Origin of the sequence: Ruegeria sp. MALMAid1280 (assembly GCF_049195285.1) — a bacterium.
Taxonomy (GTDB): domain Bacteria; phylum Pseudomonadota; class Alphaproteobacteria; order Rhodobacterales; family Rhodobacteraceae; genus Ruegeria.
Window position 1 is genome coordinate 1 of sequence record NZ_JBMIRT010000038.1, and the last position, 26,097, is coordinate 26,097.

Annotated in this window: 29 protein-coding genes and 1 pseudogene; 17 read left to right on the forward strand and 13 right to left on the reverse strand. The window is 58.2% G+C overall.

The window, feature by feature from the left end; genetic code table 11:
- The 5 genes and pseudogenes from ACOQFT_RS04780 to ACOQFT_RS04800 form a co-directional block, all read left to right on the forward strand.
- Nucleotides 1-421: pseudogene (locus tag ACOQFT_RS04780) on the forward strand (transposase); the annotation flags it as partial.
- 538 nt (nt 422-959) lie between these two features.
- Complete coding sequence (locus ACOQFT_RS04785; RefSeq protein ID WP_421596899.1) at nt 960-1,985, forward strand: ABC transporter substrate-binding protein; 1,026 nt, start codon at nt 960-962, stop codon at nt 1,983-1,985.
- A 90-nt stretch (nt 1,986-2,075) separates the two neighbouring features.
- Nucleotides 2,076-4,202: an ABC transporter permease gene (locus ACOQFT_RS04790; protein ID WP_421597014.1), complete on the forward strand. Its 2,127-nt coding sequence runs from the start codon at nt 2,076-2,078 to the stop codon at nt 4,200-4,202.
- Entirely contained in the window at nt 4,199-5,272 is a 1,074-nt protein-coding gene (locus ACOQFT_RS04795; RefSeq protein ID WP_421596900.1) for an ABC transporter ATP-binding protein, read from the forward strand. The genes ACOQFT_RS04790 and ACOQFT_RS04795 overlap by 4 nt, the downstream gene beginning before the upstream one ends.
- A 2-nt stretch (nt 5,273-5,274) precedes the next feature.
- Entirely contained in the window at nt 5,275-5,841 is a 567-nt protein-coding gene (locus ACOQFT_RS04800; RefSeq protein ID WP_421596901.1) for a histidine phosphatase family protein, read from the forward strand.
- 6 nt (nt 5,842-5,847) lie between these two features.
- Here ACOQFT_RS04800 and ACOQFT_RS04805 read toward each other — a convergent pair whose 3' ends face one another.
- The 3 genes from ACOQFT_RS04805 to ACOQFT_RS04815 all read right to left on the reverse strand — a co-directional run bounded on the left by ACOQFT_RS04805 (nt 5,848) and on the right by ACOQFT_RS04815 (nt 8,787).
- Nucleotides 5,848-6,639: an inositol monophosphatase family protein gene (locus tag ACOQFT_RS04805; RefSeq protein ID WP_421596902.1), complete on the reverse strand. Its 792-nt coding sequence runs from the start codon at nt 6,637-6,639 to the stop codon at nt 5,848-5,850.
- A 167-nt stretch (nt 6,640-6,806) separates the two neighbouring features.
- A complete protein-coding gene (locus ACOQFT_RS04810) occupies nt 6,807-7,343 on the reverse strand; it encodes a tyrosine-type recombinase/integrase (protein ID WP_421596903.1) in 537 nt (178 codons plus the stop codon).
- A gap of 244 nt (nt 7,344-7,587) precedes the next feature.
- Nucleotides 7,588-8,787 carry an ROK family transcriptional regulator gene (locus ACOQFT_RS04815; protein WP_421597015.1) on the reverse strand — a complete coding sequence of 400 codons (1,200 nt, stop codon included), beginning with the start codon at nt 8,785-8,787 and terminating at the stop codon, nt 7,588-7,590.
- A gap of 230 nt (nt 8,788-9,017) precedes the next feature.
- Between ACOQFT_RS04815 and ACOQFT_RS04820 the strand changes: the two genes are divergently transcribed.
- From ACOQFT_RS04820 to ACOQFT_RS04865, 10 genes are all read left to right on the forward strand, one after another.
- The gene (locus tag ACOQFT_RS04820) at nt 9,018-9,992 is read left to right on the forward strand and encodes a sugar ABC transporter substrate-binding protein (RefSeq protein WP_421597016.1); all 975 of its coding nucleotides are present in this window, start codon (nt 9,018-9,020) and stop codon (nt 9,990-9,992) included.
- A 116-nt stretch (nt 9,993-10,108) separates the two neighbouring features.
- On the forward strand, nt 10,109-11,179 hold the full coding sequence (locus tag ACOQFT_RS04825; protein WP_421596904.1) for an ABC transporter permease: 1,071 nt from the start codon (nt 10,109-10,111) through the stop codon (nt 11,177-11,179).
- On the forward strand, nt 11,179-11,961 hold the full coding sequence (locus ACOQFT_RS04830; protein ID WP_421596905.1) for an ATP-binding cassette domain-containing protein: 783 nt from the start codon (nt 11,179-11,181) through the stop codon (nt 11,959-11,961). Before ACOQFT_RS04825 ends, ACOQFT_RS04830 begins: the two co-directional genes overlap by 1 nt.
- Nucleotides 11,958-12,599: a hypothetical protein gene (locus tag ACOQFT_RS04835; RefSeq protein ID WP_421596906.1), complete on the forward strand. Its 642-nt coding sequence runs from the start codon at nt 11,958-11,960 to the stop codon at nt 12,597-12,599. The genes ACOQFT_RS04830 and ACOQFT_RS04835 overlap by 4 nt, the downstream gene beginning before the upstream one ends.
- A 123-nt stretch (nt 12,600-12,722) precedes the next feature.
- On the forward strand, nt 12,723-12,917 hold the full coding sequence (locus ACOQFT_RS04840; protein WP_421596908.1) for a hypothetical protein: 195 nt from the start codon (nt 12,723-12,725) through the stop codon (nt 12,915-12,917).
- Nucleotides 12,899-13,024: a hypothetical protein gene (locus tag ACOQFT_RS04845; protein ID WP_421596909.1), complete on the forward strand. Its 126-nt coding sequence runs from the start codon at nt 12,899-12,901 to the stop codon at nt 13,022-13,024. Before ACOQFT_RS04840 ends, ACOQFT_RS04845 begins: the two co-directional genes overlap by 19 nt.
- A gap of 24 nt (nt 13,025-13,048) precedes the next feature.
- Complete coding sequence (locus tag ACOQFT_RS04850) at nt 13,049-13,348, forward strand: hypothetical protein (protein WP_421596911.1); 300 nt, start codon at nt 13,049-13,051, stop codon at nt 13,346-13,348.
- 38 nt (nt 13,349-13,386) lie between these two features.
- The gene (locus ACOQFT_RS04855) at nt 13,387-13,635 is read left to right on the forward strand and encodes a hypothetical protein (protein WP_421596912.1); all 249 of its coding nucleotides are present in this window, start codon (nt 13,387-13,389) and stop codon (nt 13,633-13,635) included.
- 46 nt (nt 13,636-13,681) lie between these two features.
- A complete protein-coding gene (locus ACOQFT_RS04860) occupies nt 13,682-13,870 on the forward strand; it encodes a hypothetical protein (RefSeq protein ID WP_421596913.1) in 189 nt (62 codons plus the stop codon).
- 110 nt (nt 13,871-13,980) lie between these two features.
- The gene (locus ACOQFT_RS04865) at nt 13,981-14,226 is read left to right on the forward strand and encodes a hypothetical protein (protein ID WP_421596914.1); all 246 of its coding nucleotides are present in this window, start codon (nt 13,981-13,983) and stop codon (nt 14,224-14,226) included.
- Nucleotides 14,227-14,418: 192 nt separating this feature from the next.
- Here ACOQFT_RS04865 and infB read toward each other — a convergent pair whose 3' ends face one another.
- From infB to pip, 6 genes are all read right to left on the reverse strand, one after another.
- A complete protein-coding gene (infB, locus tag ACOQFT_RS04870; RefSeq protein WP_421596915.1) occupies nt 14,419-16,893 on the reverse strand; it encodes a translation initiation factor IF-2 in 2,475 nt (824 codons plus the stop codon).
- 8 nt (nt 16,894-16,901) lie between these two features.
- A complete protein-coding gene (locus tag ACOQFT_RS04875; protein ID WP_421596917.1) occupies nt 16,902-17,525 on the reverse strand; it encodes an RNA-binding protein in 624 nt (207 codons plus the stop codon).
- Nucleotides 17,526-17,548: 23 nt separating this feature from the next.
- Entirely contained in the window at nt 17,549-19,162 is a 1,614-nt protein-coding gene (gene nusA, locus ACOQFT_RS04880) for a transcription termination factor NusA (RefSeq protein ID WP_421596918.1), read from the reverse strand.
- On the reverse strand, nt 19,162-19,752 hold the full coding sequence (gene rimP, locus ACOQFT_RS04885; RefSeq protein ID WP_170447332.1) for a ribosome maturation factor RimP: 591 nt from the start codon (nt 19,750-19,752) through the stop codon (nt 19,162-19,164). Before rimP ends, nusA begins: the two co-directional genes overlap by 1 nt.
- Nucleotides 19,753-19,911: 159 nt before the next feature.
- Entirely contained in the window at nt 19,912-20,730 is an 819-nt protein-coding gene (locus ACOQFT_RS04890) for an ABC transporter substrate-binding protein (RefSeq protein ID WP_421596920.1), read from the reverse strand.
- Nucleotides 20,727-21,704 (reverse strand): prolyl aminopeptidase, encoded by a 978-nt coding sequence (gene pip / locus ACOQFT_RS04895; protein WP_421596922.1) that lies wholly within the window; start codon nt 21,702-21,704, stop codon nt 20,727-20,729. The genes ACOQFT_RS04890 and pip overlap by 4 nt, the downstream gene beginning before the upstream one ends.
- 48 nt (nt 21,705-21,752) lie before the next feature.
- On the opposite strand from pip, the gene ubiG reads away from it, so the two are divergent.
- Complete coding sequence (ubiG, locus tag ACOQFT_RS04900) at nt 21,753-22,499, forward strand: bifunctional 2-polyprenyl-6-hydroxyphenol methylase/3-demethylubiquinol 3-O-methyltransferase UbiG (RefSeq protein ID WP_170405771.1); 747 nt, start codon at nt 21,753-21,755, stop codon at nt 22,497-22,499.
- A 390-nt stretch (nt 22,500-22,889) separates the two neighbouring features.
- Here ubiG and ACOQFT_RS04905 read toward each other — a convergent pair whose 3' ends face one another.
- The 4 genes from ACOQFT_RS04905 to ACOQFT_RS04920 are packed head-to-tail and all read right to left on the reverse strand — an operon-like array spanning nt 22,890 to nt 25,198.
- Nucleotides 22,890-23,330, reverse strand: coding sequence for a MarR family winged helix-turn-helix transcriptional regulator (locus ACOQFT_RS04905; protein ID WP_421596924.1), 441 nt, complete (start codon nt 23,328-23,330; stop codon nt 22,890-22,892).
- A gap of 14 nt (nt 23,331-23,344) precedes the next feature.
- Entirely contained in the window at nt 23,345-24,175 is an 831-nt protein-coding gene (locus ACOQFT_RS04910; RefSeq protein ID WP_421596925.1) for a carbon-nitrogen hydrolase family protein, read from the reverse strand.
- Nucleotides 24,175-24,432: a glutaredoxin 3 gene (gene grxC / locus ACOQFT_RS04915; protein ID WP_421596927.1), complete on the reverse strand. Its 258-nt coding sequence runs from the start codon at nt 24,430-24,432 to the stop codon at nt 24,175-24,177. The genes ACOQFT_RS04910 and grxC overlap by 1 nt, the downstream gene beginning before the upstream one ends.
- 37 nt (nt 24,433-24,469) lie before the next feature.
- Nucleotides 24,470-25,198, reverse strand: a complete 729-nt coding sequence (locus ACOQFT_RS04920) for a double zinc ribbon domain-containing protein (RefSeq protein ID WP_421596928.1) — start codon at nt 25,196-25,198, stop codon at nt 24,470-24,472.
- Between the two features lie 16 nt (nt 25,199-25,214).
- On the opposite strand from ACOQFT_RS04920, the gene ACOQFT_RS04925 reads away from it, so the two are divergent.
- Entirely contained in the window at nt 25,215-26,045 is an 831-nt protein-coding gene (locus ACOQFT_RS04925; RefSeq protein ID WP_421596930.1) for a methyltransferase domain-containing protein, read from the forward strand.
- The last annotated feature ends 52 nt before the right edge of the window (nt 26,046-26,097 follow it).

The following is a 26,097-nucleotide window of genomic DNA, read 5'->3' on the forward strand; positions in this document are numbered from 1 at the left end:
CTATGACGCGGATGCGGATGTTTACCGATGTCCGGCAGGCGAGACGCTGACATACCGCTACACGACTGAAGAAGGCGGCCTGGTGGTGCGGCGCTACTGGACCGACGCCTGTCAGACCTGCCCTGTCAAGGCGGGCTGCACGACTGGCAAGGAACGTCGTATCACCCGATGGGAGCACGAGCATCTGGTCGACGACATGCGCGACCGCTTGAGCCGCGACCCGGCCCTGACGGGTCTGCGTCGCTCGACCGTCGCGCACCCGTTCGGCACGATCTAGGGCTGGATGGGGGCAACGCACTTCCGGATGCGGCGGCTGAAGAACGTCCGCACCGAAATGGCCTTCCATGTCCCTGCCTATAACATCAAGCGGATGGTCGCCCTGATCGGGGTACGTCGGTTACTGACCGCCAATCCGGCTTAAACTGGGGCGATCCGTTCAAATTTCACGACGGGAAACGCCGCAAGAGCGCAGATTCCACACAGCCTCAGCCCATTGTTGACGTTGGTTGGGAAAGTTGCCTCGGTCATGTAGGGCGATGAGCGCACACTCACTGCGTGAGCCCACCCAACACAAGCGGGGTCAAAACTGGACGTTCACATTTTGCAAAATTCGTTAGAAAATCTATATCGACGCTAGACAACCTGGCACTCAAACGCGTTCTCCAATTCTTGCAAGCATCAAACATCCGCGCATTCGAAAGCTATCGGTGAGCTTGCGATCTGCCATTGGAAACCGCTTGCAGAGGCGCTCCGCTTGGATCGTACTGAATTTGTCGCTCTGTGAAATTCCTTGCGAAACAAGAGTTAGAGTGCTCAGACTGGCATGGTCACATGAAGGGTACACCGGACGGCTGCCGGAAAAACACCGAAATCGTCACGCTTTTGCGTGCGCTCCTTCACCCGTGGCACGACGGCGCCGGCGCAAAGCCGACTGTCGGAAAAATATGGGAGGATAGACTTTGGAAAAACTGACCACCACAATTGCTGGATCACTGATCGTATTCGCCGCTTCGATGGGCGCTGCGCAAGCCGACAAGCTGACATTTTACTGTTCGGCGCAGGAAGACTGGTGCCAACTGATGGCGCGCAGCTTCGAGGACGCCACAGGAATTGACGTAAATATGACCCGCAAATCGTCGGGCGAGACTTTTGCGCAAATCCGTGCGGAAAGTTCAAACCCAAAAGGAGATGTCTGGTGGGGCGGCACGGGTGACCCGCACCTTCAGGCGGCCGAAGAAGGTTTGACCATGGAATATGTCTCGCCTATGCGCGACCAGCTTCATGACTGGGCGATTTCACAGGCCGAAAGTGCCGGCAACAAGACCATAGGTATCTATTCGGGTGCCTTGGGCTATGGCTACAACTCCGACCTGCTGGCTGCCAACAACCTGCCTGAACCCGCCTGCTGGAAAGACCTGCTCAAGCCTGAGTACAAAGGGCACGTTCAGATGGCGAACCCGAACTCGTCCGGAACTGCCTACACGACGCTGGCGTCGATGGTGCAGATCTTTGGCGAGGACGAGGGTTTTGAGTTCATGAAAGGCCTTCACGCCAACATAAATCAGTACACCAAATCGGGTTCAGCACCCATCAAGGCCGCAGGCCGTGGCGAGAACACGATCGGCATTGTCTTCATGCATGACGCGGTCAAGCAGGCGGTGTCAGGCTTCCCTGTAAAGGTGGTCGCCCCGTGCGAAGGCACTGGTTACGAGATCGGCTCGATGTCGATCATTGAAGGCGCACGCAACGAAGAAGAAGCCAAGAAGTTCTACGACTGGGCGCTGAGCGCCGAAGCGCAGAACCTCGCGCTTGAAGTCAATGCCTTCCAGGTTCCGTCAAACAAAGGTGCGAAGACGTCAGACAGCGCGCCGGACATGAGCCAGATCAAGCTGATCGACTATGACTTCAAAAAGTACGGCTCCTCTGATGAGCGCAAGCGTCTGCTGCAAAAGTGGGACGAAAACGTGTCAGTGCTGCCGCAGTAAGTGACTGACAACGCGAAAACCAGGACCCATTCGGTATTGATCTTCTGGATCATTGTCGGGTGGGTCGGCTACTGCCTGCTGCCATGGTATATGGTTGAGGGTGGCCTTTGGTCATCTGAATGGCTCTTTAGCGGCTATCCGTTTGATGAAGATTTTGCGCCCGCTCTCTTTCTGACCGCGCAAAGGGAAAAGCTCTGGCTTGCACCATTGCTGGTCCCACTGGCTTTGCCGCTTCTTGTGCTGGGCAAACCCAAATCTGATCCGATCTACGCCAAGATTCTGATCCTCGCGGGTGCTCTGGGCTTTGGCTGGCTGATTGCGCAAGGCTTTGGGATCGGCATTCGCGGCTTGAACTTCGACTGGCTAAAGGCCTTGTTTGGCGAGCCCAAAATCCGCCAGTTCGGCATGGGCTACGGCGCTATGCTCTGTGCGTCGGCTTTCCTGTTCCTGTTCACGCAGGGCATTGCGGCGCGCGGTGCAGTCATCGGCGATGTGTTTGTCGCCAGCGCCATCGGCGGCGTCATCACAATCGTGACGGCCTTTGTGTTCTTTCCAATTGCCAACATGCTGTTTTCGGCCTTTGTGACAGAAGAAGGAGCCTATTCCGTCTCTGTATTTGCATCGAAATTCTTCGATGATCGTCTCTGGGGACTGGGCTGCTTTTGGGGCGCGAAATGCGGCGCCGCCTGGAACTCCCTTTTCCTTGCGATTCTTGTCGGCCTTATCACTACTGTTCTGGGATTGTGCTTTGCACTTGCGGTCACCCGATCAGGGTTTCGGTTCAAGCGCGGTATGCGCGCGCTGACTGTTTTGCCGATCATCACGCCGCCCTTCGTAATCGGGCTGGCTCTGATCCTGCTCTTCGGCTTGTCAGGGTCGGTTACGGTCTTTTTTGCTGATCTTTTTGGCGTGCAACCGACGCGGTGGCTTTACGGTATGCCGGGTGTCCTCATCGCACAGACGCTGGCCTTCACCCCTATCGCGTTTCTTGTGCTGATCGGCGTGGTCGAAGGCGTGTCTCCGTCGATGGAAGAAGCGGCCCAAACGCTGCGTGCCAACAGGTGGCAAACCTTCCGGACGGTGTCGCTGCCCTTGATGCGGCCCGGTTTGGCGAATGCCTTTCTGCTCGGCTTTATCGAAAGCATGGCCGACTTCGGTAACCCGCTGGTTCTGGGTGGCAATTTCGACGTGCTGTCGACCGAGATTTTCTTTGCCATCGTCGGCGCGCAATATGACCAGGGGCGGGCGGCCGTGCTGGCCATGGTACTGCTCTTCTTCACGCTGTCTGCCTTTTATGCGCAGCGCGCGTGGCTCGGAAAGAAAAGCTACACCACCGTTTCCGGCAAGGGGGATGCCGGCGTGCATCCGCTGATGCCGAACGGTCTGGCCATTCCAGTGCTGGCCATCGCGACCGTCTGGGCGCTGTTTACAGCTGTTGTGTACAGCATGATCATTTACGGCAGCGTCGTTGAGCTTTGGGGCGTTAACAGCACGCTCACTTTGAAACACTATGTCACCGCCTTCTCAGTGCGCTTTGAAGAGGAAGGCATTCGTTGGACAGGTGCCGCATGGGACAGTTTCTGGACGACCATCAGCATTGCGGCCATCGCGGCTCCGCTGACGGCTGCTGTCGGACTGGTAACCGCCTATCTGCTCACCCGGCAAAACTTTGCAGGGAAGAACGCCTTCGAATTTGGAACGATGCTGTCCTTTGCTATCCCCGGTACCGTGATCGGGGTCAGCTACATCCTTGCCTTCAACGTCCCGCCGATCGAAATCACCGGCACCGGTGTCATCCTCGTGGTCAGCTTCATTTTCCGCAACATGCCAGTCGGCGTGCGTGCGGGCATTGCATCCATGTCGCAACTGGACCGGTCGCTTGATGAATCCTCGCTGACGCTGGGCGCAAACTCTTGGCAGACGTTTAGACGCGTGATCCTGCCCCTGCTCAAACCCGCCATTCTGGCTGCACTCGTCTACAGTTTCGTCCGCGCTATGACCGCTATCTCGGCGGTCATTTTCCTGGTGTCGGCCGAATACGACATGGCGACCAGCTACATCATAGGGCGCGTCGAGAACAATGATTACGGCCTTGCCATCGCCTATTCCACGACGCTGATCTTCGTGATGCTGGCAGCGGTGGGGCTTTTGCAATTCCTCGTGGGCCGCGTGCAGATCGGACGGCGCACGCAAATAGGAGCGGAAAGAACGACATGACGGGTACCAACATTGCTAGTAAAGCCGCGCCGGTTCGGTTCGAAGGGGTGTCAAAGGTGTTTGGCAAAGATGTCGTGGCCGTCGACAACATCGACCTGCAAGTGGAAGCAGGTAAACTGGTGACGCTGCTGGGGCCGTCGGGCTGCGGCAAAACAACGACGCTGCGCATGATTGCCGGTTTGGAAATGGCGAGTTCAGGCCGGATCGTGATCGGCGACCGGGATGTGACAAAGCTACCTGCGACCGATCGCGACGTTTCCATGGTTTTCCAGTCTTACGCCCTGTTCCCACATATGAGTGTGCTGGAAAACGTGATGTACGGGCTCACCTTCTCCGGCTTTGACAAGAGAGAGGCCAGATCGCGCGCGCTCAACGGGTTGGAGCTGGTGGGCCTCAAAGGCTTTGACAACCGCTTGCCAAGCGAGCTGTCCGGTGGCCAACAGCAAAGGGTCGCCGTCGCCCGCGCTCTGGTGCTGGAACCGCAGGTGCTACTCTTTGATGAGCCCCTGTCGAACCTCGATGCCAAACTGCGCCGACAGGTGCGTGAGGACATCCGCTCCATTCAGCAGGACCTCGGACTGACGGTTGTCTACGTGACCCACGATCAGGAAGAAGCGCTGGCAGTCTCCGACGAGATTGTCGTCATGCGCAACGCCGCCATCGCCCAGATCGGGACCCCGCGACAACTCTATGATGCGCCAATTGACCGCTTTGTGGCTGACTTCATCGGTGAAGCGAACCTGATCGAGTGCAAAATCGTCGAAGTCGACAGCGATCAGGCGACAATCGAAATCGAAGGACACCGCCACAGTTTGCTTTCGCGCGATTTGCCCGTGGGTCCGGCAACTCTGGCGGTGCGCCCGTCCCGCATCCTGATCGGATCTGAAACCGGCATCCCGGCAAGAGTCGCCAAGGCAACCTATGTCGGCGTTCGCATGGAATACACGCTGACCGGCGTATTCGGACAGGTGTTTGCCGTGCAGGACGACGTGGATGACCCGTTGCAACCGGGCACCGACGTCAAAATGGCCTTTGCAGACCGGGGACCGGTTTTGCTGCCGCAAGGCTGATATTGGCGAAACTCATTGTCATTTCGCACCCAGAAGTGGTGGTGAACCCAGAGATTGCGATCACCGACTGGGGGCTGAGTGAGGTGGGCCGCGCTCGGGCAGACGCATTCGCAACCGCTCCGATCATGGCCTCAGTCAGCGCCATCTGGTCCAGCACCGAGCGCAAGGCAGAACAGACAGCCGCCATACTGGCCAGACCGCACGGCCTTCAGGTGAAGTTAAACCCGGCGCTGGGCGAAAATGACCGCAGTGCCACAGGTTTCTTGCCACCGTCCCGGTTCGAAGCCGCGGCAGGTGCATTCTTCGCCGCACCGGATGTGAGCTTTCGCGGCTGGGAAACCGCAATGGATGCACAGGCCCGCATTGTCAGGGCGATCACGTCGATCATGAACGCGCACGATGGTGGCGACCTTGCCATCGTCACCCACGGCGCGGTTGGGACGCTGCTCTGGTGTCACTTCTCTGATGTGCAGATTGGGCGGCAGCACGACCAGCCTGGGCAAGGGCATTACTGGAGCGCTGATTTGGACACGCTGTGCTGTAACTCCGGCTGGCGGCCCATCGCCTGACGCAAATCAGACGCGCCATGCCTTCTCGCAAATGGCTTTGAGATCATCAAAGATCTTTGGCGTGCCGGCAATGACGCGGCCACCATCGCGGATCATTTCATTGGCGTCCTGATCTTCGACGACACCACCGGCCTCTGCGATCAACAACTGACCGGCAAGACAGTCCCACGCGTTCATATGCTCTTCGACGTACCCCAACAGCCGGCCTGCCGCGACATAGGCAAGCGACAGCGCGCCGCTCGCATTGCGATGATACATGGCCCCGCGTTCGATGATGCCTGAAATAATTGGGATCACCTTTGCCGCTTCGATTCGGTTCGAATATCCAACCGAGACGGTCCCGCTTGCCATATCGACGCCTGATGCCACCTGAATTGGTTCCCCGTTGAGCGTAGCTCCCGCACCCCGCATGGCGACATAGGTCTCAGCCACGTTCGGCTCGTGAATGACACCGATTTGCGTTTGCCCCTCTGAAACAACCGCCAGGACAATCGTCCACGCCGGAATGCCGTTTACAAAGTTCGTTGTGCCGTCAATTGGGTCGATCACCCAGTCAAACCCGCTGGACCCTGATTTCGCAGCGTGCTCCTCTCCGAAAATTCCGTCATGGGGATAGGCTTTGGCTATTTTTTCGCGAACAAACGTCTCGACATTCCGGTCGGCTTCGCTGACCCAATCCTGAGCACCCTTTGCGTCCACCACCAGAGCGGTTCGATTGCCAAAATATCTTATCGCCAACGCCCCTGCTTCTTCAGCCACTTCGGTGGCGAATACACTTCGATCAGAGATGCTATGCACTCGACCCTCCTGCAGTTAAATTCTGTTTATGAGTACAACTAATAGGCCGTGCCAGGAGTTAGCACCACTAAACGGCATTCAAACCACGTATCGTCGATTTATCCAGATACGCACTACAATAGCGAAATGAAGCCGCAAACTAACGGTGGAAGGTGGGCCCGTTAGCCTTAAATCTCAATGGCTTCGGCGATGGTCAGGGTACCCTCGAGTTCGACGCCGAGATACCGGACTGTGCCGTCCATCTTGGTACAGCCCAGCAAGTGCTGAACTACACTGAGGTTACCAGTTTTCCTGTAGATCTGGGTAACTTTCGTGCGCCTCAATGAATTGGTTCCGTAGGCGCTTGCGTCGAGGCCGATCGATGTGACCCAGTCTCGAACAATCCGCGCGTATTGACGTGTCAAATTGTGCAATCGTTCGTGAAATCGACCGGGCCAAAGGTATTCTGACCCGACCATGAGTACGTCTTCCATCCATTTCTCAACAGAGGCGCGGGTGCCCTCGGATGTTTCGAAGCGCACAGGTTTCTGCGTTTTGGTTTCAGCGGGCGCATTTGACCTACAATACGCCCTTTGTTCCAGGCTGGGCGAAGTGCGCGAATGGCAGGTAAATTTGGGGTTTCCATGGTCGATCCTCCAATCCGCCATGCCCGCCCACAACGACAACCCGACGTTGACGCAATACAATATCATAGGATGCTGCATGCTGCTCGAATGACAGTGAAGCGCAGAAAGAAGACTTTGCAAAGTTTAACGAACAGCGCATAATCGCTGATCGGCAGCAGGTGATAAGCTTGCGGCGCAGCATTTCAAAGCGGCCGTTCGCGGTTGGTATGTGGTCCCATTCAAGCTGAAATCGCGCGCGTCAAAGAGGCGTCCGAAGGCCGCCACCTAAAGCGTGACCAGCGATTCCTTCCTGCATAGAAGACTTGACTGCAATGTGCTTCGGCTACATCCCCGAAAGCCCAGCATTGGTATTCAATAGAAATTGGCGGAAAATTGGGCTGCTAGCCGCCCCAATGCCACGAGCGTTTTCCCCAACCGCTGCGGCTTCCACGACCGGAGGAATCAAACCGCGTTTGTCTTGGTTGATTAAGTAACGGCGTACCCTTGACACCAGTTCTTCCCGAACTTCAGGCGGGAACGCGCCATCGATGAAAATGGCCTCAAAGTCGATGACAGCGCAAATTGAAAGAGCGGCCTTGGCTAATTCTTGCGCCGTGGTGCCTATCCAAGGGTCGACATAGCGAGAAATGCTGCTCCAATCCTGCGGCTTCCTCCATAGAATCCCCGGGGCGACACCTGCTTCGATCAATCGGTCCTCGAGCAAAAACAGCGACGCAGTGTCGATCAGTTGCTGGCTTTCACCCAAAGGACCCGTCGTGCGCATGGCGCCCAATGCGCCGGCGTTGCCTTGGTTGCCTTCGAACACGGTGCCGTTCAGTGCAACACCGCCGCCGATCATTGAGCCAATAAAGAAGTAGAAGTAGTCACGATATTCCGCCCCACGCCCATAGAGATGCTCTGCGTGACATGCGGCTGTCGCGTCGTTGACCACAAAAACCGGCAAGTCGCTAAACTTGGCGACCTCGGAAAAGAAGTTCACGTTTCTCCAAGATCGAAATTTTTTTGCGGCAAGCCCAGATAGATCGTGCCATTTCCAAAGTTCGAATGGGGTCCCGATCCCGATCCCACAAACACGATCACGAAGCCTCTGAGGCTCGTGGGCCAGAAGCGTTTCCAAACCAGACTCCAAAAACCCGAAAATAACCTCTGGTAGCGGATAGTCATAAGTCGTGGAAAGTTGGCGGCGCGGCGTGCCTGTAAAGTCGATCAAGAGCAGATCAGCGCTACGCCGCCCGATCTTCATCCCGACCGACAAGATGCCTTCCGGGTTTAATTCCATCGGGATTGAGGGCTTTCCAACCTTCCCGCGCAGCGGGGTTCCACGCTTGAGAATCGCATCCTTTTCAAGCTTGCGCAGAATGATTGATACAGTCTGAGGAGACAGGCCCGTTAATCGCGCGACGTCGGCGCCTGCGGCGGGCCCATGCCGTTGTAAAACTGTCAAAATCAGACGTTCGTTGTGATCGCGAACCCCACTTTGACTTACCCCACCGGTCAGTGTGTTGAGTGCCTCTCTCTCCATAAGCCAGAACATAAACACCTTGTTTTCTTATGAAAAGGTGCCTGGGCAAATTAATAAATAAACTTTATTTATTTATTGACAGGAAGACCAGAATCACAGTTTCTTGAATCAGACCTTCATTGGAGGATGAGGGCGAGTCTCGCAGGCATGCCGTGCGGGGCAACACATTTTTCTGGGAGGACAACATGAAAAGTCTATTCAAGATTGCCGCATCTGCGACCGTGCTCACGATGGCAGCTGCATCTGCTCACGCGGCCGGGGAAACTGTTTGCCTGATCACGAAGACGGATACCAATCCATTCTTTGTAAAGATGAAGGAAGGCGCAACGGCCAAAGCCGAAGAGCTTGGAATGACCCTAAAGGCCTTTGCCGGCAAAGTTGACGGCGACCACGAAACCCAGGTTCAGGCCATTGAAACTTGTATACTCGACGGCGCAAAGGGAATTCTCCTGACGGCCTCGGACACAAGCTCGATTGTCCCCGCTGTTCAGCAGGCGCGTGATGCTGGCCTTCTGGTTATTGCTCTGGACACACCGCTGAGCCCAATTGATTCCGCTGACGCAACCTTTGCGACAGACAACTACAAAGCCGGCCTGTTGATCGGACAATGGGCGAAGGCAAAGATGGGCGATGCGGCTGCGGACGCCAAGATTGCGACGCTTGACCTAAACGTCAGTCAGCCAACCGTGGACGTTCTCCGCAATCAGGGCTTCCTGGACGGCTTCGGTGTGGACCTGGCAGACCCTAATGTCATTGGCGATGAATCTGATGCGCGATTGGTCGGCAGTGACGTGACCGACGGCAACGAAGAAGGTGGGCGCCGCGCCATGGAGAACCTTCTGGCCAAGGACGCGACGATCAACGTTGTTCACACGATCAACGAACCGGCAGCGGCAGGTGCCTATGAGGCTTTGAAATCCATTGGACGTGAAAACGACGTGCTGATCGTTTCGGTCGACGGTGGCTGTCCCGGTGTGCAAAATGTGCAGGCCGGAGTTATTGGAGCCACAAGCCAGCAATATCCGCTGTTGATGGCTTCGCTTGGAGTCGAGGCTGTCAAAAAGTGGGCTGAGGAAGGCGTAAAGCCTGAAAACACGCCCGGAAAAGACTTCTACGATACCGGAGTCGCGCTCATCACGGACCAACCTGTTGATGGCGTGGAATCAATCTCGGTCGCCGAAGGCTTGGAGCTCTGCTGGGGCTGACGCAGACCTAATGGATGAGGCGCATGTGAGCGCCTCATCAATCCTTTCAGCAGCAAACCGAAAATTCCTGTCCACTTACCTCGTGGGCGCAATGCCAGCCACAAAAAGGGGGAGAGATGTCTGAATCAAACCAAAGTGCCCAGGGATTTGAATCCGCCGCCAGCAGAACAGAATCTGTAGCCGAGTTCGAAGATCATCGGCGTGGCGTATTAGGGAAGTTGCAGCATCTTCTCCACGTTAACCCATCCTTTGTGCCGCTAATTGTCCTGGTCGGGGCGATAGTGATTTTTGGCCTGCTTTTGGGCTCAAAATTCTTCTCACCTTTTGCAATGACACTGATCCTTCAGCAGGTTCAGATCGTCGGCATTGTGGCCGCGGCACAGAGCCTTGTCATTCTGACAGCAGGCATTGACCTGAGCGTCGGCGCGATCATGGTGTTTTCTTCTGTCATCATGGGGCAATTCACGTTCCGCTACGGCATTCCAGTGCCCATCGCCGTCATGTGCGGACTTGCGGTTGGAACCTTGATCGGAGCACTCAACGGATGGCTTGTCAGCCGCGTTAAACTTCCCCCCTTTATCGTCACACTTGGAATGTGGCAGATCGTTCTGGCCACAAACTTCCTGTATTCCGCGAACGAGACTATTCGCAGTCAGGACATCGAAGCCAACGCCCCTTTCCTTCAATTCTTCGGAACCAAGTTCAGCATCGGTGGAGCGACCTTTACAGTTGGCGTCATTTTTATGCTCACCCTGATTTTAGTGTTGGCCTATGCACTTAAACACACAGCTTGGGGAAGGCATGTCTATGCCGTGGGTGACGATCCTGAGGCCGCCGAACTGTCAGGTGTCAACGTCCATCGAACGCTCATGTCCGTCTATATGTTGTCTGGTCTGATCTGTGCCTTCGCGGGCTGGGCTCTGATTGGGCGCATCGGATCAGTCTCGCCAACGTCCGGCCAATTGGCCAACATTGAAAGCATCACCGCTGTTGTGATCGGAGGCATCTCTCTGTTCGGTGGGCGGGGGTCTATTCTGGGATCGCTATTCGGCGCACTGATCGTCGGCGTGTTTACTCTTGGGCTAAGGCTGCTCGGCGCGGACGCGCAGTGGACTTTCCTACTCATCGGTCTTCTCATCATCGCAGCGGTCGCAGTTGACCAGTGGATCAGAAAGGTATCGGGCTAATGTCAGACACAACTCCAGTCGTCCAAGGGCGCGGGATCGTGAAGCGCTATGGCCACGTCACCGCCATCGACCATTCCGACTTTGAACTGCGGCAAGGAGAAATCCTTGCAGTTATCGGGGACAACGGCGCCGGCAAATCGTCCATCGTCAAAGCGATTTGCGGGGCTACAATCCCGGATGAGGGCGAAATCCTGATCGAAGGAGAAAAGGTCAACTTCACCTCGCCGATCGACGCCCGGAATATGGGGATCGAAATCGTCTATCAGCAGCTGGCCATGTCGCCCGCTCTTTCGATTGCAGACAACATGTTCATGGGGCGCGAGATCCGCAAACAGGGTTTCATGGGCAAATATCTGCGTCAGCTTGACCGACCAGCCATGGAAAAGTTCGCCCGCGAAAAACTGACCGAGCTTGGGCTGATGACTGTACAATCGATCAATCAGGCGGTTGAAACACTGTCTGGTGGCCAGCGTCAAGGCGTTGCCGTTGCGCGCGCAGCCGCCTTTGCGACCAAGTTCATCATCATGGACGAACCCACAGCAGCTTTGGGCGTGAAAGAGAGCCGCAAGGTACTTGAACTCATCCAAGACGTACGCGCACGTGGCATTCCGATCATCCTGATCAGCCACAACATGCCACATGTCTTCGAAGTCGCTGACCGAATCCATGTGCACCGGCTCGGCAAAAGGCTCTGCACGATTGATCCCAAGGATTACACGATGTCCGACGCCGTAGCGTTTATGACCGGCGCAAAAGAACCACCAAAAGAAGACGCCGCGTGATCGAGCAGGATGCAACGCGCGTGTGCGACCTGATCTCCTCTCGGAGGCAGGTTGGGGTTCGGGCGATTGTCGCAATCGCCGGCCCCCCTGCATCCGGAAAGTCGACCCTGGCAGAAACCGTTGTGCAATCGCTGAACGCACAACAGGGCTCGGCGGTTCCGTTGGCCGCGCTGGTGCCTATGGATGGCTACCATTTGGACAACCGAATACTTGAAGCGCGAGGGTTGCTGGCGAGAAAAGGCGCGCCAGAAACCTTCGATGCAATTGGGTTTTGCAATGCAATCAAAGGGTTGAAATCCTCGCAACATGAGTCCTTTCACCCTAAATTTGACCGTCAAATGGATTTAGCCATTGCCAACGCGATTGCGGTTCACCCGGACACTCCGATTGTTGTTGTTGAGGGGAACTACCTTCTGATGGATAGCGTCCCATGGAGGACACTGGCGGAAGTCTATACCGCAACGGTTTTTGTCTGCCCTAATTTGGAAGAACTCGAAAACAGGCTGCAATACCGCTGGATCAAGCATGGATTTGACCCAGAAACCGCACGCCAACGCGCGAAATCGAACGATCTGCCCAATGCTATTCTTGTCATCAGTGGTAGCCGGAGAGCCGATCTTACATTGAACCAGAATTAAACCGAATTCGGGGTACGCGACGCGTTCTGAACTTACGCATTGGCTTCAGCCAGCCATTGATGCAGCACCTCTAGGCGGATTCAGGTGCAGCCAAAATCAGCCCATACGCGACGAGGAGACCTCATGAAATTTTTGAACACAGTAAAATTAAACGAGATCAAAGACCTGATAGGCTTCGGATTACTGGATGCCGTCACCACCAATCCAGGCCCGATCGCCATTTCCGGCCGCGATTTTAAAAAGGTCGTTGCTGAAGTTTGCACTCTGACGAATACGCAGTTTCGGCGGAAGTTGCGGCATTGGATACCGCGGGACTGATTGCAGAGGGAGAGCATCTTGTAGCAATCGCCGAAAATGTTGTTGTCAAATTGCCGCTTACACCGGATGGATTCAGGGCTTTCTGGCGCGGCGTTTCTTGCATCTGATGCGGTGCAGACTGGACGGAAGCTATGCGTGATCGGCGTGTAGACGCGGCAGGGGCGCGACTTGGGGTCGATGTGACTACTGTCGAAGGCCGTCTGGCCGCAACCGCATATGCCCTCGTGCAGGAAGGAATCAGTAGCGGCGGTTATCCAGTCTTTCCCAAGAACCCCGAATTTACGCGTATCGGCGCAGAGGCCGCAGCGATTTACGAGTTGATGAATCCCGGCACCATTCTGGAAACAGGCGTTGGCGGCGACCCCGCGAAGCAGCGCGCCATACAGGATTATATTGAAGCCGCTGGTAAAACATTTGCACAAGGTGGTTAAGGCTTCTGGACGGCGAACTGGCGCAAGGCTGGGTGGAAGTGTTCCCTGAACTGACGGAAGATGAGCGCCGCTTGGGGCAACTGTCAAGCTTCACACCGGAACGGATCAAGCAATGTCTTGAAACGTATCCGATTGAAGATTTAGATCTGGCTAACAACACAGGATCGCCGATCCCTGATGATCCGACCGATAGTCTCATTTCGACTCCGATCCCAGAAGAAACCGTGCCAAATATCGTTGATAGTGCGGCCTGGGTAACCGACGCCAGTCAATCCCAATTCCAATGACGCAACACAACGCGGGCATCAGCGAGAAAATGAATCCGCACAGATTTTGGGGCAAAATGGCTTTGACATCATTCAGAATCCGGCGCTCGACGGGCCGAAAAATCCTGACTATTTGATCACCAGAGAGATTTACGATCACTACGCACCGTCAAATGACCGCACCCGAAACATTTGGTCCGAAGTCAAAGGCAAAATCGACAGGGGACAGACTGAAAACATTGTCATTGGTCTTTAGGATAGCAATGTAGATGAAGACGCCCTTCGACAACAGTTTGAGAACTGGCCGACTGAGGGGCTTGGCGATGTGACTATCATTCGCCGTGACGGAACCATTGGGAGGATGTGATGGCAATCGCGTATCATATTTACGCCGATCTGGATATCCAAACGTTGAAGAGGCGAACCGAAGCTGCCGCCAAGGGTACGCAAAACCTTTGGGAAGGTTGGTGGGTTAACGATGACCTGGGGCCGTTCCACGAAGAGGTCATAGAGGATTACGGTGATCAAAAAGGTTACAAGACGATAATGACTTCGCGTTACTTCAAGGACCGCAGGGTTGAAGCGCGGGCTGGATTAATTGAGTTTTTTTGACTCCTTGCCGGGAAGGAAACTCATTTTGAATGGCGACAGCTTCGTCGAATATCGGGAAAGCTAAGAGCAGCCATTGGTGAGGTCGCAGCAAATGCCAGCCTTGTCCCGCGTAGCCGACGTTGAAGCTAGCAACAGCCTACAAAAAAAGCGGTCCAATCGGACCGCTTTTCCTAATTTCTGTTCCGGACCGGATCAGTCCAGCGTGCGGGTGACCTCTTCGCGCTCGAAGATTTCGATCACGTCGCCGGCGCGGATATCGTCGTAGTTCTCGAACGCCATACCGCATTCCTGACCCGACTGAACCTCGGCCACTTCGTCCTTGAAGCGCTTCAGCGTCTTCAGCGTGCCTTCGTGAATCACCACGTTGTCGCGCAGCAGGCGGACACCTGCGGAGCGGCGGGCAACACCCTCGGTAACCAGACAGCCGGCAACCTTGCCAACACCGGTGACCTTGAAGACTTCGCGGATCTCGGCGTACCCGATGAACTTCTCGCGAATCTCGGCGCTCAGCAGGCCAGAGGCGGCGGCTTTCACGTCATCCACGAGGTCATAGATCACCGAGTAATAGCGGATCTCGACACCCTTCTGGTTCGCCGTGTTCCGCGCCGAAGCATTGGCACGCACGTTGAAGCCAAAGATCGGAGCGCCCGAGGCTTCGGCCAGACCGACATCCGTCTCGGTAATCGCACCAACGCCCGAGTGCAGCACGCGCACGCGCACTTCGTCGTTGCCGATTTTTTCCATCGCCTGAACGATGGCCTCGGCCGAACCCTGCACGTCCGCTTTCATCAGAATCGGCAGCTCGGTGACGTTTTCGTCTTCCTTGGCCTTCTGCATCAGCTGCTCAAGGGTCGTCGCGGCACCAGCAGCGGCGCGTTTGTCCTTGGCGGCCTGTTCGCGGTATTCGGCGATTTCACGAGCCTGCGCTTCGGTTTCGGTGACGTTCAGAACGTCACCGGCCTCGGGCGTGCCATTCAGACCCAGAACCTCAACCGGAACCGAGGGGCCAGCTTCCTTGACGCGCTCACCCTTGTCGTTGATCAGCGCACGGACCTTACCGTATTGCTCACCCACAACGAAGATGTCGCCCTGACGCAGCGTACCGGTCTGAACCAGAACGGTGGCAACCGGGCCGCGGCCCACATCCAGCTGCGCCTCGATCACGGCACCCTGGGCGGCGCGGTCGGGGTTGGCTTTCAGTTCCAGAATCTCGGCCTGCAGTGCGATGGCTTCCAGCAGCTCATCGAGACCCTGACCGGTGATGGCGGACACTTCGACGTCCTGAACCTCACCCGACATTTTCTCGACGATGACTTCATGCTGCAACAGATCGGTGCGGACCTTATCCGGGTTGGCATCCGGCTTGTCGACCTTGTTGATCGCCACGATCATCGGCACTCCGGCCGCTTTCGCGTGGTTGATCGCCTCGATCGTCTGCGGCATCACCGCGTCATCAGCAGCCACAACCAGAACCACGATATCCGTGACCTGAGCCCCGCGCGAGCGCATTGAGGTAAACGCCGCGTGGCCCGGCGTATCCAGGAAGGTCAGCGTCGTACCGCCATCGGTTTTCACCTGATAGGCACCGATGTGCTGGGTGATACCACCCGCTTCACCGGCCACAACACGTGCGTCGCGGATTGCGTCCAGCAGCGAGGTCTTGCCGTGGTCAACGTGACCCATGATGGTGATGACTGGCGGGCGCGGCTGCAGGTCGTCATCGCTGTCTTCGACCTCTTTGATGACGTCTTCAACATCCGAATCAGAGACGCGGGTGACCTTGTGGCCAAATTCCTCGATGATCAGCTCGGCGGTGTCGGCGTCGATAGTCTGGTTCTGCGTAACCATCATGCCCATGTTCATCAGCGATTTGACAACGTCCGCCACGCGCTCGGCCATACGGTTGGCCAGTTCCGAGACCACGATCGCCTCGGGCAGCTGAACGTCGCGGATCACCTTTTCCCGCTCGACCGGGCCGCCCATGGCTTTCTGGCGCGCACGCTCCTGCTTGCGCTTCATCGACGCCATCGAGCGTTGGCGGTTGCCTTCGCCACCGGTAGCCTGACCCAGTGTCAGCTTGCCGGACCGGCGATTGTCGTCACGACCCTTGCCACGGCCACGCTGTTCACGCTCGCGATCCTGCTTGCGCGGAGTCGCAGCGGGGGCCGGTTTGCTGGCCGGTGCACGGGCGGTTTTGGGTTCTTCGGAGGCCGGGGTGGCTGCGGCGCGTTTGGCTGCGTCTTCTGCCTCTTTGCGCTTGCGCTCTTCCTCTTCGGCCTTGGCCTTTGCACGTTCTTCCGCCTCACGCTGTTCGCGTTCCTTGGCTTCCTGCTCGGCACGGCGACGGGCGCGTTCTTCTTCACGCGCCTTTTCGGCGGCCTCGCGGGCGGCGGCCTCTTCGGCCTCGCGCGCTTTGGCGGCCTGCAATGCCTTCATCCGGCGGGCCATTTCCGCGTCGGAAATCCCGGCAGGGCGGCGCGACGGATCACCCGAGGGCGTTGCTCCGCCACCCGGTTTGCCGGCGCCCGGCTTGGGAACCACCACGCGCTTGCGTTTGGTTTCCACCACGACATTCTTGGTGCGTCCGTGGCTGAAACTCTGTTTCACATTTCCGGGGCGTGCCCCGCCACGAAGACCCAATGTCTTTTTGCCGTCATTATCGCTCATAAAGCTTCTTACCCTTCCGTGCGGCCCCTGCCGCCGTCATCCGTTTCGCGCAAGCCACGCAGGCGCTGCGCTTCCTCTACAACACGTTTGGCGAGTCCACCAGAGGCCAAGGCCGCATGAATCACCGTTTGGCGCCCAAATGCCTGTCCCAACTCGTCCGCCGTGAGCCATCCGATGTATTTTCCGAAGTGCGGCGTGCTGAGTTTCGACTTGCCGCGCCCCGATCCATCGATGGCCTGAATCAGTACCTGGGCCTCTTCCCGGTCCAGCCACGTCTTGACCTTTTCGTACCCGGCGACCGCGTCACCGGACTTGCGTGCCAGGCTGAGAAGTTCAACCACGCGACGCGCAACCTGCTTTTCGACCTCATCGGTCAGATCTTTCGGCACACTCACCTGAGCCTTGAACCCGCGCGCGAACAATTTCTTGCTCACCGCCTTGTCCAGCGCCCCGCGATCCGCCGCCACGTAAACCCCGCGCCCCGGCAATTTTGCCGCGACATCCGGAAAGACCTGACCGTCCGGCCCCATCACAAAGCGGATCAAGCCATATTTAGGCTGAATCTCGCCCGTGGCGATGCACTTGCGCTCAGGTCCTTCGGACCGATCCTTATGGACGCCACCGCGACCCATGTGCGCCACCCGAGGCCCTGAGATCAGGCCTCGGCCTCCTCTTCAGTAACTTCGCTGTCTTCTTCGGCCTGCTCCAGCTCGGCCGGATCGACCCAACCCAGCATGATGCGCGCGGTCATGACCAGATCCTGCGCCTCTTCCAGCGTCACGCCGAAAGGCTCAAGCACACCGTCATCCTTGATACGCTCACCGTCGACCGTGGTCCAGCCACCGGCCAGTTCCCAGTCGGCGCAAGTGGCAAAGTCTTCCAGCGTTTTCACGTCGTCCTTTGCCAGAGCCTCTACCATCTGGGGTGTCAGACCTTCGAATTCAATAAGGCTGTCCTCGGCACCCAATGCACGGGCACTGTCCAGTGCCGCTTTGGCCTGGGCTTCCAGGAATTCACGGGCACGGGTCTGAAGCTCTTGCGCGGTGCCTTCGTCGACGCCGTCGATCACCAACAGCTCTTCGATTTCCACGTAAGCGACTTCTTCCAGATTGGTGAAGCCTTCAGACACCAGCAGCTGCGCGAAGAACTCATCCAGATCCAGGCTGTCCATGAACAGCTTGGTGCGGGCTTCGAATTCCTTCTGACGGCGGGCCGATTCTTCGGCCTCGGTCATGATGTCGATGTCCAGACCGGTCAGCTGGCTGGCCAGACGCACGTTCTGACCGCGGCGACCGATGGCGAGGCTCAGCTGCTCTTCGGGAACCACAACTTCGATCTTGCCGGCTTCTTCGTCCAGAACCACCTTGGAAACCTCGGCAGGCTGCAGCGCATTCACCAGGAAAGTCGGCTGATCTTCGTTCCACGGGATGATGTCGATTTTCTCGCCCTGCAGTTCGTTCACAACGGCCTGCACGCGGCTGCCGCGCATACCAACGCAGGCACCGACGGGGTCGATGGACCCATCATAGGAAATCACGGCGATCTTGGCGCGCGAACCGGGGTCACGGGCCACGGCCTTGACCTCGATGATGCCGTCATAGATTTCCGGCACTTCCATCTTGAACAGCTCGGCCATGAATTCCGGCGCGGTGCGCGACAGGAAGATCTGGTGGCCACGAACCTCGCGACGAACTTCCTTGATATAGGCACGCACACGGTCGTTGGGGCGATAGCTTTCGCGGCCGATCTTGTCGTTGCGGCGCAGGACGGCCTCGGCACCACCCAGATCGACGATAACATTGCCGAATTCTTCGCGCTTGACCGCACCGTTGATGATGGTGCCGGCTCGATCCTTGAATTCTTCGTACTGACGGTCGCGCTCGGCTTCGCGGACCTTCTGCAAGATCACCTGCTTGGCGGACTGAGCAGCGATACGACCCATTTCAACCGGCGGAACTTCTTCAACGAAGACGTCACCGACCTCGGGCGCTTCCAGGTACTGCTTGGCCTGCTCGACGGTCATCTCGGCCTGATAGTTCTCAAGCTCTTCATCCTCAACCACGGTGCGGACGCGGGTAAAGGTCGCCTTGCCGGTCTTGCGGTCGATGCTGACTCGGATGTCCATCTCGGCGCCGTAACGGCTCTTGGCAGCACGGGCGAGCGATTCCTCCATCGCTTCGACAACCAGACCGGGGTCGATCATCTTTTCGCGGGCCACGGCCTCGGCGGTCTGCAGCAGCTCCAGCTGGTTGGCTGAGGTGATTGCCATCAGTTCGTCTCCTCTTCGGACCCTTCGGTCTCAATCTCGTCGAAAGCGTTTTCGTTCAGGGCACCGGCGTCTTTGCGCTGGCGCAGCATTTCCTTGATCAGGTCATCGGTCAGGACCAGCTTGGCATCGCTCAGCCAGTCGAATTGCAGACCGATGGTGATCGTCTCATCCCCCTCGGGGATGTTGATCAGAACCTCTTCCCCTTCGATCCCGGCCAGTTCGCCCTTGAAGCGTCGGCGGCCGTCGATCAGCTCGGCGGTCTCGATCTTGGCCTCATAGCCCTCAAACGCCTCAAAGTCTTTGAGGCGGGTCAAAGGCCGGTCGATTCCGGGGCTGGAGACCTCCAGCGTATAGGCGTCCAAAATCGGGTCTTCGACATCCAGCGTGGCGCTGACCGCGTTGGAAATCTCGGCACAGTCATCCACTTCGATGCCGCCATCGGGCTTGTCGGCCATGATCTGCATCGTGGTGGTCTTACCGCTCATCAGGCGGATGCGGACCAGCTCATACCCCAGATCCTCGATCACAGGGGTGATGATCTCGGCCAGTCTCCGGTCGATCGCAGCTTTGGCTATCAGGTCGTTTGTCATCTGGTACTCTACCCTTCGTCCGGGCACAAAAAAACGGGCGCGCGGCCCGTCGAAATTTCCGGTGGAGCCTTGGACCAGAAGTCCAACGCGCCGCTGTTGAAACTGCATATACGCAGGGTTTGTCGAAACTGCAACCCCCGGCGGGATTCGTGAACGGATTTACGCCCGCCACCACCGTTCGGCGATGCGCCCGTCGTCCAGCATCTCCCTGCCGATTTGACGCGGCATACCGACATGCGCAGCCACGGCCAGCGCCATATTCGATTCGCCGGGATGGTACCGCAGACCGCGCAAACCTTTCAGATCATCGCTTTCGGGCAAGGCCACCACATCCACATAGCCGTCCCGCAACGCCTCGGCGCGGACACGCGGATCAGGGATCACGATAATCTCTATCGCATCGACCCAGCCCGCCTGACCCGTCTTGTAGTGATCCGGAACACGCCGCCCCAGAAAATGCCGGTCATCTTCCGCGCGCTCGACCTTGTAACAACCGGTACCATTTGCAGCGTTCAGAGGCGTCACACCCTGCCCATCACGCGTGATGACAAAGCGGCTGTCGGCCAGCAGGAAAGGCAAGCCCGGGTTGGCCTCGGCCAGTTTCAGCCGCACCGATTCAGGCGCCAGCGCCTCGGCCTCTCCGACCTCGCGCAGCACCGAGACTACGTCGGTCACATTCAGCGCCGCGCCATCGTGAAATGTTACGTCGGTGCGCAGATCAAAGGTCCAGATCCGCGCGTCGGAATCGGTCTGCCAGCCGGTCGCCAGCTCACCGCGCAGGGTGCCGTCGGGCGCAATCTCGGTCAGGGTATCGAACACGGACCCGCGGGCCACCTGTTCCAGACTGTCATCGCGCGGCACCGCAAGGCGCAGCGTACCGCCGGCCTTGGGCGTATCCGCCAACGAAGCCCCCGTCGCCGCCAGCAACGCAGCGGCAGCACCCGAGGCAAACAGAGCACGGCGGTCAATCCGGGTCATGCCACCTCCTCGGCCACGCGATCCATGATCCGGACCAGCTCGGCGCTGATACCGGGTTCAGAGAGGGCGTGACCTGCGTTGCGTACCATCTTGAGCTCGGCGTTGGGCCAGCGTTCGGCCAGGTTCCAAGCGGCCTGCGGTGGGCAGATCATGTCATAGCGCCCCTGCACGATATGACCGGGGATATGGGCGATCTTCTCGATCTGATCCAGAATCAGCCCGTCTTTCTCAAGGAAAGCGCCATTGATGAAATAGTGATTCTCAAGCCGCGCAAAGGCGCGCGCGTATTCGCCGGGGCTTTCCCCCGTCATTCCATTGGTGTGGATCGACGCCAGTGCGTTTTCCCAAGCCGACCACGCCCGCGCATACAGAATCTCGGTTGCGCGATCCCCCGAGAACAGGCGTTTGTTATAGGCCCCGATTGTGTCGGACAGCTCTGCCTCGGTCAGCAGAGCGGTGAATTTCGCCCATGGCTCGGGCCAGAACTTGCCTGCGCCACCGCCATAGAACCAATCCAGCTCGGCCTGAGTCGCCAGAAACACGCCGCGCAGCACCAGACGGTTGACCCGGTCGGGATGAGTTTGCGCATAGATCAGCGCCAGCGTCGCCCCCCAGCTGCCGCCAAACACCGTCCAGTCGTCGATATCCAGCAAGGCCCGCAGCCGTTCGATATCAGCCACCAGATGCCACGTCGTGTTGTCGGTCACTGACGCGTGCGGCCGCGACCGCCCACAGCCGCGCTGATCGAACAGAATCACCCGAAAGACAGCCGGGTCGAAATACCGCCGCATCGCCGGGCTGCAGCCGCCGCCCGGCCCACCGTGCAGCACGACTACCGGCTTGCCGTTGGGATTGCCGCATTGTTCCAAATAGATACGGTGCCCGTCGCCCACATCGACCATGCGCTGATCGAAAGGATCGATCGGCGGGTACAGATATTGAACTGCGCGCTTTTGGTCCGGGTACTTGTCCATTATGGCCCTATATAGTCCTTAAACGTAAAAGAGCATACGGAGACAGGAATGCAAGCGCATCCGAACACGGTGGACCCTTCCGAGATCGCAAAATTCGAAGCGATGGCGGCCGAGTGGTGGGACCCTCATGGGAAATTCAAGCCTCTGCACATGCTGAATCCGTGCCGCCTGGATTATATCACACAACAGATTGCGGGCGAATTTGACCGCGATCTGAAGGCCCCGCGCCCATTCGAAGGCCTGCGCCTGTTGGACATAGGCTGCGGTGGCGGCCTGCTGAGCGAACCAATGGCCCGCCTTGGCGCCACGGTGGTCGGAGCCGACGCCGCCGAAGGCAACCTGCCCGTCGCCCGCATCCATGCCGAGCAATCGGGGCTTGAGATCGACTACCGCCACACCACCGCCGAGGACATGGCCGCCGCAGGCGAACAATTCGACGTGGTGCTGAACATGGAGGTGGTCGAGCACGTCGCCGACCCGGCGGGTTTTCTGACTGCGTCGCAGCACTTGTTGAAGCCGGGCGGCCTGTTGATCTGCTCGACCATCAACCGCAATCCGAAATCCTATGCGATGGCCATTTTCGGCGCCGAGGTCGTCATGCGCTGGCTGCCGCGCGGAACGCATGAATGGAACAAGTTCATCACCCCCGATGAGCTGTTCGACCTGCTGCGCCAGGCCGGGCTGGACCCGGTGGACCGCAAAGGCTTTGTGTTCAACCCGATCCTGTGGAGTTGGTCGATCTCGGACCGGGATCTGAGCGTGAATTATGTGACGGCAAGTGTGAAGCCGGGGTAAACTCAGCACAACGATGAAAATGACAGGTAAATGGACAAGTAAGTGGTTTCTTCCGCTCTATGATCGAAACCCATTAATCGGAAGCGTGTTGGGCTTGGCCTGCATTAATTTCGCATTCGCTGTAATTGGATTCTACACCGCCGCTATGAAAGTACTTGCAGGGTTTCCGACACTCGTAGTGATATTCGCTCTAACTCCTCTTTTTGCTATCTTAGTCAAACCTTTGACTATGATAGTTTTTTTGGTGAGTGAGTTCATATGTAAAACACTCGGCCTTTATCGCCTACTGGGAGTCGAAGGGCGTCCGATCCGTAACCGCTATGGGCTTGCGGAGTAACGTCCTGTATCGCTGCCGAGAAGTTGCAGGATACAAGGCTAAGCTTCTGCCCCCTACTCCCCCTCCAACTGAATCCGCAAATCCCGCAGTACCGGCAGCGTGCTGCGGACGCGCTCCAGCCCCAGCTCTCCGACCACGCGGTTGATCAGGGGGGCAATCGAAGAAATCGCCTGATCGCGCGCCCTCCGGCCAGCGGGGCTGATCGCGACCATCTTGCGGCGGGCGTCGTCCCAGTCAGGGCGGATGTGGATGTATCCGGCCCATTCCAGCTTGGCCAAAGTGTTGGTCATCGCCCCGCGCGTGACGTGGAACGTATTGGCCAGTTGCGCCGGGCTGCGTTCATCCCCCACAAACACCAGATGGTTCAGCACCGAGAAATGCGAGATTTCCATGCCCTTGGGCAGCACCCGGCTCAGCCGGTTCCGCAGCAACTGGTCGGCGGTCAGGATCTCGCTGAACAGCGTGACCGCAAGGGCATTTTTCTCGTCAGTCATGTCTCGGTTCTGGGTCAGGGCCCGTCAAAGGGCCGCACGTGAGTCAATGAGGGCACCCGACGGCGCGCCTCTGTCACAGAACTATCATCCAAATCGAAAAAGTGAATGCCCGGATCGGTGCCTGCGTCGATGACGACCTCGCCCCACGGGGCCACAACCATGCTGTGACCGTAAGTATGGCGCGTCTTGCCGCAGGTTTTCGGATGCGTGCCGGTCTGTGCGGGCGCCAGCACCCAACAGCTGTTTTCAATCGCTCGGGCGCGCAGCAGAGATTGCCAATGGGCCGCGCCGGTCACCGGCGAAAACGCTGCCGGAACGGTCAGGATACGAGCGCCCGCCTGCGCCAAGGCCGCATAGAGATGCGGGAACCTAATGTCATAGCAGATGGTCATACCCACCGCGCCGAATTCGGTTCTGGCCAGCACCGCGCGGTCGCCGGGGCGGTAGTTCTTGGATTCGCGGAAGGTCTCGGTGTCAGAAACCTGCACGTCGAACATGTGGATCTTGTCGTACCGCGCCACGATCTGCCCCTGCGGGTCGATCATGAAGGATCGGTTGGCAAAACGCCCATCGGCGTCATGGGTCTTGATCCCCAATGAGCCGATCAGCAGCCAGACACCCAGCGCGGCGGCCTGATCCCGCAGGCCCGCCAGCGTCTGGTCATCCTCTTCATGCTGCAGCACCTCGCGCTGGCGTGTCGTGCTGGTGGACACGCAGTTCGTCACCTCGGGCGTCAGGATGAACCGTGCGCCCTGCCCTGACACCTCGGCCATCATGGCGCGCACGGTTGCCAGATTCTCGGCCGGATCATCCGACGAGGTAAGCTGCAGCAGCGCAGTTTTCATCAGGCTGCCAGCAGGCGATCCAGCTTGCCCTGACGCTCCAGTTCATAGAGGTCGTCGCAGCCGCCCACATGCTGTGTGCCGATGAAAATCTGCGGTACGGTGCGTTTGCCACCCGCGCGCTGGATCATCTCGGGCTTGCGTTTGGGGTGAAGCAAGACATCGATCTCATTGAATTCGACGCCTTTCTGTTTCAGCAACCGCTTGGCCGCGTGGCAATATCCGCAGAGCGGCGAGGTATAGAGTTCAACCGGCTTCATATTTCGTCCCTTGAGGTTTCGCGCAATCCTGAGCGAATTAGGCATCCTTGGCAACGCGCGCCAGTACCAACACGAAAATATGATTTGCTCCCGCGGCAAGGCAGACACGCGCACAAGCCGACAGAGTTGCCCCCGAGGTCATCACATCATCCACCAGCAAAACATCGCGCCCCTGCATCCGGTGACGCCGTTTGGGATGCGTCACAATGGCATCCGCCAGAGTCTCGGCCCGTTCCACAGCGGTTTTGCCATCCAGCACCGGGGTCCGCACCCGTCGCAGCAGCAAATCCGGACACACGTCCAGCCCGCTCTGACGCCCCAGATGCTGCGCCAGCAGGGCCGACTGATTATAGCGCCGCTTCAATAGCCGCGACCAATGCAGTGGCACCGGCGCGATCAGCATGTCATCGCGGAGCAACTCGCGCCCCGCCTGCGCCATCCAGCGGGCCGCCGGCTTTACCAGTTCCGGCCTGTCCCCATGTTTCAGCGCCAGAATCAGGGACCGCGCCTTGCCGTCATACAAAAGCGCCGCGCGCCCGTCCTGCCAGGGGCGTGGCGACTTCATGCAGTCGTCACATTCGATCCGGTGGCCGTCCGCCTCACCGGGCAGCGGCACGCCACAGCTTTCGCACACCACCCCGCCGATAAAGGGCGTATCGCGCCAGCATTGGCCACACAGACCGAAATCCGCTTCGGTCAGTTCACCGCATCCCAGACAGCGCGGCGGATAGATCAGGTGAACAGCGGTTTGAATCCGCTGCCACATGCGATAATTGCGCCCTATGAAGCTGCCTGACTCCAACGCACCCTCTCTGTTCGACCGCCTGGCCCTGACCCGGCACCGCGCCCGCGCGCAGGATGACGCGCTGTTTCTGCACCATGCCGCCGTGGACGAGGTGCAGGATCGGCTCTCCATGGTTAACAAAACCTTTACGGCACCCGCGGTGGTGACGCCGTTTGCGCCGATTTGGCAGGATGTGCTGCCCGGGGCACAGGTCGTCGCAGATGACGAAGTTCTGGCCCTCACGCCCGGGGCACATGATCTGGTGATTCATGCCATGGCGCTGCACTGGGCCAATGACCCGGTTGGACAGCTGATCCAATGCCACCGCGCCCTGCGCCCCGACGGGCTGCTGCTGGTGGTCTGTCTGGGCGGAGAAACCCTGCACGAGCTGCGCGCCGCCCTTGGACAGGCCGAGATCGAAGTCGCTGGCGGCCTCAGCCCCCGCATCGCGCCGATGGCCGAACTACGCGATCTGGGCGGTTTGCTGCAACGGGCGGGGCTCGCTCTGCCGGTGGCCGACACCGCGCGTCTGACGGCGGAATACCGCGACCTGACCCACCTGATGCGCGATCTTCGGGCGATGGGCGAGACCAACAGCCTGTCGAGCCGCGTGAAACACCTGACAAAACGGCAGGTCTTTGCCCGGGCGCAGCAGATCTATGCCGACCATTTCACCACGCCGCAGGACCGTCTGGCCGCCACGTTTGAACTGGTTTGCCTGACTGGTTGGTCTCCCGACGAAAGCCAACAGAAACCTCTGCGCCCCGGATCGGCCCAAGCCCGCCTTGCCGATGCGCTGGGTGCAAAAGAAGGCAAACTGCCCGATTGACGACCGGGTTTTTCCCGTTATCTCAGCTTGGCACAGAGAAATCTCAGGAAGC